The sequence below is a fragment of the uncultured Campylobacter sp. genome (genome assembly GCF_947255105.1).
Lineage (GTDB): Bacteria > Campylobacterota > Campylobacteria > Campylobacterales > Campylobacteraceae > Campylobacter_B.
On the sequence record NZ_CAMYFP010000005.1, the window covers coordinates 62,633 to 74,533 of the forward strand.

At 35.9% G+C, this 11,901-nt stretch carries 14 protein-coding genes; 3 read left to right on the forward strand and 11 right to left on the reverse strand.

The genetic code is table 11. The features are described from left to right. Positions 1-113: 113 nt before the first annotated feature. From yihA to Q0X52_RS04300, 10 genes are read right to left on the reverse strand one after another with little or no spacing between them, the layout of a single operon-like run. On the reverse strand, positions 114-725 hold the full coding sequence (yihA, locus tag Q0X52_RS04255; protein ID WP_297575323.1) for a ribosome biogenesis GTP-binding protein YihA/YsxC: 612 nt from the start codon (positions 723-725) through the stop codon (positions 114-116). Further along, the gene (lptA, locus tag Q0X52_RS04260; protein ID WP_297575325.1) at positions 722-1,174 is read right to left on the reverse strand and encodes a lipopolysaccharide transport periplasmic protein LptA; all 453 of its coding nucleotides are present in this window, start codon (positions 1,172-1,174) and stop codon (positions 722-724) included. Before lptA ends, yihA begins: the two co-directional genes overlap by 4 nt. 8 nt (positions 1,175-1,182) lie before the next feature. Then, the gene (locus Q0X52_RS04265) at positions 1,183-1,701 is read right to left on the reverse strand and encodes an LPS export ABC transporter periplasmic protein LptC (RefSeq protein ID WP_297575327.1); all 519 of its coding nucleotides are present in this window, start codon (positions 1,699-1,701) and stop codon (positions 1,183-1,185) included. Continuing rightward, positions 1,692-2,180: an HAD family hydrolase gene (locus Q0X52_RS04270; protein ID WP_297575329.1), complete on the reverse strand. Its 489-nt coding sequence runs from the start codon at positions 2,178-2,180 to the stop codon at positions 1,692-1,694. Before Q0X52_RS04270 ends, Q0X52_RS04265 begins: the two co-directional genes overlap by 10 nt. Next, on the reverse strand, positions 2,177-2,749 hold the full coding sequence (gene hisB / locus Q0X52_RS04275; RefSeq protein WP_297575331.1) for an imidazoleglycerol-phosphate dehydratase HisB: 573 nt from the start codon (positions 2,747-2,749) through the stop codon (positions 2,177-2,179). The genes Q0X52_RS04270 and hisB overlap by 4 nt, the downstream gene beginning before the upstream one ends. A gap of 3 nt (positions 2,750-2,752) precedes the next feature. Beyond that, complete coding sequence (locus tag Q0X52_RS04280; RefSeq protein ID WP_297575333.1) at positions 2,753-3,484, reverse strand: septal ring lytic transglycosylase RlpA family protein; 732 nt, start codon at positions 3,482-3,484, stop codon at positions 2,753-2,755. Next, entirely contained in the window at positions 3,471-4,673 is a 1,203-nt protein-coding gene (locus Q0X52_RS04285) for a LysM peptidoglycan-binding domain-containing protein (RefSeq protein ID WP_297575335.1), read from the reverse strand. The genes Q0X52_RS04280 and Q0X52_RS04285 overlap by 14 nt, the downstream gene beginning before the upstream one ends. Before the next feature lie 8 nt (positions 4,674-4,681). Further along, positions 4,682-5,467: a TatD family hydrolase gene (locus Q0X52_RS04290; RefSeq protein WP_297575337.1), complete on the reverse strand. Its 786-nt coding sequence runs from the start codon at positions 5,465-5,467 to the stop codon at positions 4,682-4,684. Positions 5,468-5,524: 57 nt separating this feature from the next. Then, a complete protein-coding gene (locus Q0X52_RS04295) occupies positions 5,525-7,054 on the reverse strand; it encodes a DNA recombination protein RecN (RefSeq protein WP_297575339.1) in 1,530 nt (509 codons plus the stop codon). After that, positions 7,051-7,890 (reverse strand): NAD(+)/NADH kinase, encoded by an 840-nt coding sequence (locus Q0X52_RS04300; RefSeq protein WP_297575343.1) that lies wholly within the window; start codon positions 7,888-7,890, stop codon positions 7,051-7,053. Before Q0X52_RS04300 ends, Q0X52_RS04295 begins: the two co-directional genes overlap by 4 nt. Positions 7,891-7,978: 88 nt before the next feature. Between Q0X52_RS04300 and aspS the strand changes: the two genes are divergently transcribed. Genes aspS through Q0X52_RS04315 form a run of 3 tightly spaced genes read left to right on the forward strand, consistent with a single transcriptional unit; the run spans position 7,979 to position 10,775 of the window. Continuing rightward, a complete protein-coding gene (gene aspS, locus Q0X52_RS04305; protein WP_297575344.1) occupies positions 7,979-9,730 on the forward strand; it encodes an aspartate--tRNA ligase in 1,752 nt (583 codons plus the stop codon). Then, complete coding sequence (locus Q0X52_RS04310) at positions 9,727-10,296, forward strand: adenylate kinase (protein ID WP_297575345.1); 570 nt, start codon at positions 9,727-9,729, stop codon at positions 10,294-10,296. The genes aspS and Q0X52_RS04310 overlap by 4 nt, the downstream gene beginning before the upstream one ends. A 38-nt stretch (positions 10,297-10,334) precedes the next feature. Beyond that, positions 10,335-10,775, forward strand: a complete 441-nt coding sequence (locus tag Q0X52_RS04315) for a hypothetical protein (protein ID WP_297575346.1) — start codon at positions 10,335-10,337, stop codon at positions 10,773-10,775. Between the two features lie 8 nt (positions 10,776-10,783). On the opposite strand, the gene Q0X52_RS04320 is transcribed toward Q0X52_RS04315, so the two are convergent. Then, positions 10,784-11,890, reverse strand: coding sequence for an FtsW/RodA/SpoVE family cell cycle protein (locus Q0X52_RS04320; RefSeq protein ID WP_297575347.1), 1,107 nt, complete (start codon positions 11,888-11,890; stop codon positions 10,784-10,786). Between the last annotated feature and the right edge of the window lie 11 nt (positions 11,891-11,901).

Genomic DNA, 11,901 nt, shown 5'->3' on the forward strand with positions numbered 1-11,901 from the left:
TTTTATCTCTATTGAAATTTAAAAGTTGTCGCAACACCTTCTCACCAAAAAAGGTCAAATTTAAAGACTTGCTACTCTTTTTGCTCTTAAATTTGAGCAATATCTCTATAAATTTAGACACTTTCTAAAACTCCATCTATAATAACCTCTCTTAAATGGTCTAAATTTCGTGGCTTTAGAGTTGATGAAAAAAGTGCGTTTTTGTCGCTATTTAGAAGCTTTGCTCTGCTACTTTGGTTGATTTTGTCACACTTTGTATAGACTCTTAAGAGATTTTGAGTTGGCAGGAGAATTTTATTTATATAGCTATCAACCTCTCTATCAATCTCTAGATCAAAGTGTCTAGCGTCGATTAGATGGATAAAAAGCTTGATATTTACTCTATTTTGCAAAAATTCATCAAGAGTTATGCGCCACTCATCTTGAGTTTTTTTAGAAACTTTCGCATAGCCATAACCTGGAAGATCTACCATCATAAATCTACACTCTTTTTTCTCACTCAAACTCTCTTTTGTAGCTCTTACTTCAAAGAAGTTTATAAGTCTAGTTTTGCCTGGTGTTTGGCTACTTTTTGCCAAGTTTTTGTGACCTGTAATAGAGTTTATGAAGCTACTTTTGCCAACATTTGAGCGTCCCAAAAAAACAACTTCACTAAGTCCTGTTTGTGGAGAGCTTTGCAAAGAGGTAGCTGAGGTGATAAATTTAGCCTCATTTATAACTATCATTTGCGTGGCTCCTTAAACTTAAAGATGAGTTTGGCTGGCTCTTTGCTTTTGGCATTGCCATCTACTTTGTAGGTTGCATCTGTTTGGTTGATAGTTATTTGCTCTCCATAGACATCTCTACTATCGCTTAGGTCTTTAAGATAGGCATTTTGTTTTAAAATATAGAGATTTTTTACAACATCATAAACTAGCTCATCAGCGCTACCCTTATAGCTTTTTTCTTTGATGAGTACTTTAAATTTCGCACTCCCAGTGGCTATAAATTTGGTTGGATTTTTCTCTTTGTCAAAGTAAATTTCTAATTTATTTGAGGTAAGGCTATCAAATTTGCCCTTTTGAACCTTAACATTGCCACTAAGTAGCGCCATTTGGCTCTTTTCATCGGCAAAAAACGAATCAGCGCTCACAACAACTTCAACCTCATTTGCTAGCAATGCAAGTGGCAACAATAAACATATCACTCTTTTAAAAGATACCAACTCTTAATCCCTTTTGAATATATTTTTTTATCATCGGTTTCATACTTTATAGAGTCGCCAACCACCCTATTTTTACCCTGTTTCATGAGATATGAGACTGGAGAGCTTATCTCTTTTTTAGTTAGGTCATAAACTATCTGCTCTGAAGCAAAGGTGAGATTGTCGCTATTTTTATACAAAGCATCACCATAAAAGGTCAATATATCATTTGCAAAAGTAGCTTTTTTAGAACTTAAGCTGTGATTTATATCATCTAGCCTAACGATATAAACATCACTAAGCTCATCTTTGTCTTTATATCTTATGGCGCTTTTTGCCTCGATATAGCCAAAAACTGAGTTTTCATCTAGCTCAAAGTCCTTAAAATCATCAATCTGTATCAAAGCAACTTCTGGCTCTTTTACAAAAAAATCACCCTCATATGGAGTTTGAAATACTAAATAGATCATAGAGATGGTAAAAAGTATGACAAAAAAGTTAAAAACCTTTAAAACCACCTCTTAAGCCACTCCTGCTCTTGTCCATTTTCCCTTATCAAGATCTCTATCATCTCTCTTACAGCGCCCTTGCCGCCACACTTTTGCAAAACTACATCAACATTTAGATCGCTCATCGCATCATTTGGCTTAAAGCTTTTAGCAACAGCGCCAAGCAGTTTTGCGTCATTATAATCATCGCCAATAGCCGCTGCTTTGCTAAAGTCAAGTCCCTCTTCTTGCAAAATCTCTTTTGCCACCTTAAGTTTATCTTTGACACCTTGATAGACTCTCTTTATACCTAGCTCTTTTGCTCTGTTTTCTACTATTTTGGAACTTTTTCCTGTAATGATAGCTACTTTTTTACCTAAACTAAGCCAACCAACTATACCAAAGCCATCTTTTACATCAAATCTTTTTGCCTCATCGCTCAAATTTGTATGCCAAAGTCCGCCATCACTCAAGCAGCCATCAACATCTAAAAAAATTATCTCTATCACAAAAGTCCCTTTGTACTTGGCAAGCCAACTCTTTTGTTTTTAGCTAAGGCTCTTCTAAGAGCAAGTGCTAGCGCCTTAAAGGTAGCTTCTATGATGTGATGAGAATTTTTGCCATCAATCAAATTTAGATGTAGAGTAATCCTTGCGTTAAATGCAAAAGCTCTAAAAAACTCCTCTACCAACTCTATATCAAACTCGCCAACTTTGCCCTCTGAAATGCTTTTATAGACTAAAAAAGGTCTATTGGAAAGATCAAGTGCACAACTTATAGCAGCCTCGTCCATAACAGCGATAGCATCGCCATATCTCTCAACGCCCTCTATGGGATAGATTGCTCTATTTAATGCCTGACCCAAAACTATCCCAACATCTTCTACAGTGTGATGTGCATCAATATGCAAATCCCCAACCGCCTTTATCTCCATATCGATAAGCGAGTGCTTTGATAGTGCTTCTAACATATGGTCAAAAAAGCCAACTCCTGTAGAGATATTGGAAGCTCCAGTGCCATTTATATCAACTCCAACACTAATATTGGTCTCTTTTGTTACTCTTTTTTCTACTATCATCTCTTACTCCCTTACGATAAATGCACCCTCAAAATGCTCCGCCTTTTTAAAGTCATTGGCCTCGCTCTCACTTCTAAAGCCTCTTAAAAATACTCTAAAAATCGGCATCTCGTCTATATCAAATCTTTTTATCTCAGCTCTATATCCATCAAAACCATCATAGCGCTCTTTGAAATTTAGCGCACCGCTATAGTTTCTAAATGCACCAATTTGGACTAAAAATACTCCACCACTATAGACAAGTGGCTTTGAGTCACTCTTAGACTCCATCACCTTGCCACTAAATCCAACCACCTCTATCTCAACAGGTGCAGTTCCTGCGGCGATGAGATCTATCCCTTTAGCTGCTGTTTTTGAAAGATCGATAATCCTACCGCTAACAAATGGACCTCTATCATTTATCCTTACTACAACTGTTTTGTTGTTGTTTAAATTTCTAACCTTTACCATGGTATTCATAGGATAAGTTTTATGTGCTGCACTCAATCCATGCATATCATAAACTTCGCCATTTGAGGTCTTTCTACCATGAAATTTATCTCCATACCAACTTGCTAAACCCCTCTGTCTTTGTCCAACACTAACTCTTTCTGGATAGTATTTTTTGCCATGCACCACATATGGTCGCATAGTAACTTCGCTACTATAGACAGTATTTGTCTCTGGCCCTTTTGATGAGCAACCTGCTAAAAAGAATAGCAACAGAGCCAAAGGTATGGTTCTAAGGTATAACAATTACATCTCCTACTATAATTTTGCTACTTTTTATATTGTTTGTAGCTAAGAGTAAATTTAAATTTACACTAAATTTATTAGATATCCCAATAAGCGTATCGCCCTTTTGGACCTCATATTTTTTAGTGTCAAGCTCTACTTTTTTAATGGGAATCTGAATCTTTTGATCTGGCGTTAGCTGACTACTGGTGAGTTCGTTTTCTCTAACTAAGTCAATCATACTTATATCCCAACTTTTTGCTATCTCAGTAATTGTCTCGCCCTGCTTAACAGTGTGAGTTCTATATTCAGTAACACGTATTACCTCTCTTTTTTCATCTTGTGAAAGACTTGCTATGTAGGTTTCTACTTTGGAAGATGGTATATAAAAATAATATTGAGTTGAGTTTTTTGGTGAGATATTTTTCTTGATATGCGGATTGTAGTATTTCATATCGCTAATAGAAATGTCAATGCTTTTTGAAACATCGCTTAGTTTTGTTCCTGACTTCACCGCTATTTTGCTTAGCTTTAGCTGTTTTTTAGAGCTATCAAGAAGCTCTCTAATCTGCGGATTTTGCGCAATCATAAAGTGCTTTATAATCTTTCTTAAGAAAAATCTAGTCTCCTTTGGAAGAGTGCCTGGCTCAAAAAGAGCTGAGAGGTCATTTGAGTTTGCTGTTCTAATGGCCTTTCTCATACAGCCTTGACCACAGTTATAGGCCATAATCGAGATATACCACTTATCAAACATACTTTGAAGTGAGTTTAGATATCTAAAAGCCGCATCAGTAGAGGCAAATGGATCTCTCCTCTCATCAACATACTCATCTATTCTTAGCCCAAAAACTCTAGCTGTTCTTGGCATAAACTGCCACATACCGCCAGCTTTTTTAGCAGAAGTTGCGCTGTTTAGAAGCCTTGACTCTGTCATTGCCAAAAAGAGCAAAAACTCAGGTGCATTGATAGCGTCAAGCTCACTTTTTATCATACTTACATGGTAGTATTTTGACCCTACGATATCTATAAAAGAGTCAATATCGCTACTTGTAATCTCATCTTGCAAGGTAGCTATAAGATCTCTGTTTGCTGCTGTATTTGGGATATTAAACTCATCTAAAACCCTGTTAATATCAACTTTTAAATTGCTAGCTACCAAAAGAGTCGAAAAGATAGATAGAAATAAAAAATAATTGATAAATTTACTCATCTTTCATCCTAAAATCTAAATAATTTTTCTGCATTGTCAGTTGTTAGTTTGCAAAGCTCTTCCATCTCCATACCAAGTATCTCAGAAAGCCTTAAGGCAACATAGTAGGTAAATCCTGGCTCGTTCCTTTTGCCGCGATGTGGCTCTGGAGTGAGATATGGCGCATCCGTTTCTAAAAGAAGCTTTTGTTTTGGAATAGAGCTAACTATCTCTTGAAGTGCCTTTGCATTTTTAAAGGTAAGCACTCCACCTATTCCAAAATAAAAACCTTTTTGTGCCAAATTTAAAAAAATAGGACTTGCATTATAACAGTGCAAAACTCCGCCATTTAGGTTATTAGCATAGCTATTTAAGATATCGTAACTATCTTGATTGGCATCTCTTGTATGGACAATTAGCGGTTTTTTATACTCAATTGCAAGCTCAATTTGCTCAATAAAGATCTTTTTTTGTAAATTTTTGTTCTCTTCTCTTTCTTCGTCACTATCAAAATCATCTTTTAGCCTATAGTAGTCAAGGCCGCATTCACCAACTGCTACGCACTTTTTGTCTGTTATCTGAGATCTTAAAAGATCTATATCAAAATTATCGCAATTATAGGGATGAACTCCAACTGCAAAATAGACTTCGTTGTATTGATGAGAGATGGATTTTGCTCTTAAAAGATCGTTTATATCGGCACCTGGTATTATAAATTTCATCACGCCATAGCTCTCTTTTGCACGAGTTATAACCTCTTTTAAATCATATTCATATCTATTATCGTCCAAATGACAGTGCGTATCTATAATCATATCTCTCCAAAAAATAACATAATCTGACAATTTTAGCAAAAAAGTTAAATTTAATCCTTAAGAGTTTTCATCTATGAGTTTTTTTGCAAATGAGAGCGCTTCATCTGTTATAACCTCGCCGCTTACCATTCTTGCAAGCTCTTTTACCTTTTCATCTGCTCTTAAAAGCCTTATGGTTGAGTGGTCTTTTTCTTTTGTTATTAGGTAGTGATTGTTGGCTTTGGAGCTAAGTTGAGGCTGATGTGAGATGGCAAAAATTTGGTGAAATTTAGATATTTTTAGCAGCACATTGGCAATACTCATAGCCTCTTTTCCGCTTAAATTTGAGTCAATCTCATCAATAAATATCACACTTCCGCCCTTTCTTGTAATCTCTGCACTAGTTGCTATTAGAGCAAGTGAGAGTCTATTTGACTCGCCAGAACTAAGCTGACTAGCAGGAGTTTTGTCTAAAAATAATGCTAGGCTCTCTTTGCCACTCTCTGAGATATCGCACCTTTGCAAAGAGATATCAAGCTCTTTCATATAGAGCTCTTTGGTATAGGAGTTTATTATCTTCAAAAAGCTATCTAACCATTTTTCTCTGCTTTTTGAGATTAACTCTGAAAGATCAAGGCAAATTTGCTCTAGCTTCTTTTTTTCAACTTCCAAATGCTCCTTTTCAAAGCTTAAATTCTCATATCTTTTAAGCTCCTCTTTTCTCTTTTGCAAAATCTCAAGCGCCTCTTTTATCCCTTTGTATCGTCTTATTAGATAGTAAAGCGCATCTATCCTATCAAGCACCTTTTCTATCTCAATGTCATTTAGCTCTTCAAGATTTAGACTCTCTTTTTTAATCCTAAGCTCATTCATCGCTTCTTCAAAAAACGAGCTATCAATCCCAGAGATATTGAGCGCTTCAACAACTGCTCCTTCAAAGCCAAATATCTGCTCTGCGCTCATCCAAGCACTCTCTATCTTATCTTTTTGACTAAGTCGCTTTTTTATCTCCATAAGCTCTTCAAACTCACCTATTTTTGGGGCTATCTGCTCGATTTTTTCTATCTCAAATTTGGCAAGATCTTTTAACTCAACTATTTTATTCTCTTCCTCTTCTATCTTTAAGAGCTCTCTTTTTACCTCATTTAACTTAAAAAAATTCTCTCTTAAAGAGCTTAAATTTGAGTCGTGACTACTCTGCTTTTTGGAGATAAAAAGATCAAACAAAGAGATAATATCTCTACTTTTAAACTCCTCTTTATCTCTTGTTTGAAGGTGGATAATATGCTCTTTTGATAGCTCAAGTAGGTTTTTTTTGGAGATATTTTGCGAGTTGATAAAATATCTAGTGCTTCTATCTTTTACCACCTTAAAGCTATTTGGAGTTAGATTTTCTATCCCATACTCATCCATAAAAAACTCATAATCAACATCGCACTCAACGACATTTGCCATAGTTTCACTCATCGCAAAAACACTAAGTAAATTTGACATCATCACAGACTTTCCCGCGCCACTTACTCCAGTTATGACGCTAAGCCCATCACTAAGCCCAATCTCTACATCTCCAAAGAGAGGATCTTTTGTTATTTGAATCTTTTCTATCATTTAAGACTTTGCCCCCAACCAAGCTTTCGTTTTAAAACATCAAAGTAGTCATGCTCTATATTTTTAACCAAATTTGAACCTTTATCACCCAATGTTACAAAAATCTCATCAAAATCTTTCAAATTTATAATATCTTGCCCATCTATAATGGCAACTATATCATTTGAAATGCTATTTTTAAAACTAAGAGTATATTGTTTTGGCAAAAGTAACGGTCTTTGAGTAAGACTATGAGAACAAATTGGCGTGATACAAAAAACATCACTTAAAGGATAGATTATTGGACCCATAGCACTCATATTGTAGCCTGTAGAGCCAATTGGCGAAGTTATAATAACGCCATCACCCCAATATGTGTTAAAATACTTACCATCAAGATAGGCATCTATTTTTGACATCGTAGCTATGTTTTTTCTAGTAATTACAACATCATTAAAGGCATATTTTTTAAGCTCTTTTTGGCTCTTTTTTACTCTTACTTCTAGCATTTTTGGATGCTCTATGACATATTTGCCATCTAAAAAGTTTTTAAAAAACTCTTCAAGTTTGCAAAGCTCAATATCGGTTAAAAATCCCAAAGTTCCTGCATTAACTCCCATTATATAGGCCTTTTTTAGTGCAAGCTTTCTACAAAGAGAGATAAGCGTTCCATCACCGCCAACACTCAAAAAAAGCGAAGTCTCGTCCAAAACAGCTCTTATATCGCTAAAATTTGCTATCGGAGTTATTTGAAATTTAGCAAGTATAGCGCTTATATATGGCAGATCATCTGGATTTTTACAGACAACACCAATCTTTTTAACATCTGTGTGAATTTTTTCTTTACTACATTTCATTGTGTTATTATATAAAAATTATCTTTGTAAAAGCAAAATTTTAATATAATGGCAGAGAAATTCACAAAAAAGGAAATAAAGAGAGATTATGCGAAGTCATTATTGTACAGAGGTCTCATCTAAAAATATCGGTGAGAATGTTGAAGTTTGTGGCTGGGTAAATACCTACAGAGACCACGGCGGTGTTATCTTTATTGATCTTAGAGATAGAACTGGATTGCTGCAACTGCTTTGTGATCCAAAAGACTCAAAAGAGGCTCACGAAGTAGCCAATAGAGTTAGAAATGAGTTTGTTGTTAGAGCCAAAGGAAAAGTTAGAGCTAGAGGCGAAGGACTTACCAATCCAAAGCTAAAAACTGGCGATATAGAGATAGTAGTTAGCGAACTTATCATAGAAAATGAGAGCAAACCACTACCTTTTGTAATAGGCGATAAAGATGTTGGCGAAGAGACAAGACTTAAATACCGCTTTTTAGATCTTAGAAACCCTGAGCTCTATGCCAAATTTGAGTTAAGATCAAAAGCTGCAATTGCTGCTAGAAATAGTCTTGAAAAACAGGGCTTTTTAGAGGTTGAAACTCCAATACTAACTCGTGCTACACCTGAGGGCGCAAGGGACTATTTGGTGCCAAGTAGAGTTTATAATGGTAGTTTTTATGCACTTCCTCAAAGCCCACAACTTTTCAAACAGCTTTTAATGTGTGCTGGGTTTGATAAATATTTTCAGATAGCAAAGTGCTTTAGAGATGAGGACTTAAGAGCCGATAGACAGCCTGAATTTACTCAAATAGATATCGAGATGAGCTTTGTTGAGCAAAAAGATATCTTAAATGTTGCTGAGATATTGTTAAAAGATATCTTTGGTGCGTGCGGTCATAAGATAAAAACTCCATTTATGAGAATGAGCTACAAAGAGGCAACTGAAACCTATGGAAGTGATAAGCCAGATCTTAGATTTGACCTTCCTCTTGTTGATGTGGCTGATATCTTTGAAAAGTCAAACAACCCTATCTTTTCTGAGCCTGCAAAAGACAGAAAGAAAAATAGAGTAAAAGCTATAAGAGTTCCAAATGGCGACAACATCTTTTCAAAGCGCCAAATGCAAGGTTTTGAAGAGTATGTAAAGGGCTTTGGTGCAAAAGGTCTTGCATTTTTCCAAGTAAAAGAAGATGGACTAAAGGGTCCTTTGGTCAAGTTTTTTGAAGAAAAAGAGCTAAAAGAGATTATCAAAAGATGCTCTCTTGAGGTTGGAGATGTCGTTTTCTTTGGTGTTGGAAGCAAAAAAGTTGTGCTTGACTATATGGGACGATTTAGAATCTATCTTGCCAACCAAATGGGCATAATAGACCAAGATATGCTCGAATTCCTTTGGGTTTTGGACTTCCCAATGTTTGAAGAGAACGATGATGGTTCATATTCAGCTATGCACCATCCATTTACCAAGCCAAACAACATAGATGATCCAATAGATGAGATAACCTCTATTGCTCACGATGTTGTTTTAAATGGCTATGAACTTGGCGGCGGAAGTATTAGGATACACAAAACAGAGCTTCAACAAAAGGTCTTTGAACTTCTCAAAATCGAGCCTAAAGAGCAAAGAGAGAAATTTGGATTTTTGCTAGATGCACTTACCTTTGGTGCGCCTCCACATGGAGGAATTGCAATAGGTTTTGATAGACTTATCATGCTACTTACTAAGTCAAGCAGCATTAGAGATGTCATTGCCTTCCCAAAAACACAAAGAGCACAATGCCCACTTACAAAGGCACCAAGCACTGTAAGCAAAGAGCAACTAAAAGAACTTGGACTTAAATTAAATGTAAAGGAGAGCAAATGAAGAGTCTATTTTTAATTATCGGTGCGCCAGGAAGCGGTAAAACAACTGACGCAAGCTTGATAGCACAATCAAACGACAATATGGTTCACTACTCAACAGGAGATCTTTTAAGAAGCGAGATAGCCAAAAAAAGCGAGCTTGGCAAAAAGATCAATGACTACATCTCAAAAGGAAACCTAGTCCCACTAGAAATAGTTACCTCAACTATAGTAGACGCCATCAAAAACTCAAAACAAGACTACATCATCATAGATGGATATCCTAGAAGTGTTGAGCAGATGACAGAACTTGACAAAATCCTAAGCAAAAATGGCTCTGTAGTGCTAAAGGGCGTTATAGAGGTTGATGTTAGCAAAGAGGTGGCGGAAGAGAGAGTTTTAGGACGTGCTAGAGGCGATGATGATAACAAAGAAGTTTTTGAAAACAGAATGTCAGTATTTTTAAATCCTCTAAAAGAGATTAGAGAGTTTTATAAAGAAAAGAAAATTTATCACATCATCAATGCAGAGAGAACTATCGAAGAGATAGTTGCCGACATAAGCAAACTCTTAAAAAAGATATCATAAAAAAGAGTTAGATTGGTGCTTTTGGGTATTTTTAGACGATGAGACAGATTGTTTTTATTAGCGCCATACTACTTTTTGTTGGAGGTCTTGCCATATATATGCTCTCAAGTAGGAGCGATTTAACACAAGACCTTCTCTTTCCACTCTCTTGTGATTTAAATTTAAACAGCTGCACCGTAGAAAAAGATGGCGAAAGAGTGAAATTTAGCATAAGCTCACTACCAATAAAGCCGCTAAAAGAGTTTGAACTAAAGATAAGCGGACTAAAAGAGTGCAAAGAGTATGTAGTAAAGGCAAGAGGGCTAAATATGCACATGGGAGTAGTTCAAGCTCCATTAGAGCAGATAGCCAAAGATGAGTGCAGAGCCAAAATGATAGTTGCAAGTTGCACAGAGCCAGTTATGAGATATAGAGTTGAGCTTTTTAAAGGTAAAGAGAGTAGTGAAATTTACGCAGATTTTGATCTAGTTCAAAAATAATTTAGCGCTTAAAACTTTATTTGAAGCATCTTATTTGTAGGATCAAATCTAAATGTAACTAGATGTTGCAATATGCCAAAAAGTGCAGCAAATGTTACAAAACTACTTCCACCATAGCTAAAAAATGGCAGCGGTATCCCAACAACAGGAGCAAATCCTATAGTCATAGAGATATTTACACCGATGTAGATAAAGAGCAAAATAGCAATTCCCGTTGCAGTAACTTGCGCTAAATAATCCCCCTTTAACTTATAGTTCAAAAGCAATATATGAAGTATAAGCAGAGCATAAATTCCCATCAAGAAAAATCCGCCCAAAAAGCCGTGCCGCTCTATAAGATAGGCAAATATAAAGTCACTAGTAGCAATTGGTAGAAATTTAAAGTGAGTTTGAGTTGCCTCATCTTTGCTCTTACCGCTCATTCCGCCATTGCCTATTGCAATGATAGATTGTTTTACATGATAGCTTGGTTCTTTTGAGATAAAGTCAATGATACGTTTCTTTTGATATTGATGAAGATTTTGATAAAGAAGCGGTGAAGCGACAACTGAACAAAAAAGTATTGTAAGCCATATTCGCCTATTTACTCCAACTACAAAAAGTATCCCATAGCCTGTCAAAAAAAGCAGCAACGCACTTCCAAGATCTGGCTCTTTCAAGATAAGAACAAATGGCAAAAGTATCAAAAAGCTAAATTTCAAAAAGTCCTTAACTCCATAACCTCCACTTTGTGGTGGATTTTCTCTTATAGTGTAGGCAAGCATAAGTATAAATGCTGGTTTCATTATCTCACTTGGCTGAAAGGTCAAATTTGTAAATGGGATCTCCAACCATCTTTGCGCTCCAAGCTTAGAAACTCCCAAAAACTCAACACTCAAAAGCATTGCAACATTTAGCCAATAGATCAAAGGAATGACCCAAATAGCTCTTTTGATAGGTAATATAAAAAAAAGCAAAAAGACAGCAGCGCCCAAAGAGTAGTAGAGATATTGTTTAAAAGCAAGAGTTCCACTCGCCTCACAAACAAGCAAATTTGAAAGGATAATTATGGGGATTATTAAAATAATCTGTATAAAATCAAAATGTGTTAAAATACGCTTATCAAAAACTATCAACTCATGCCCTA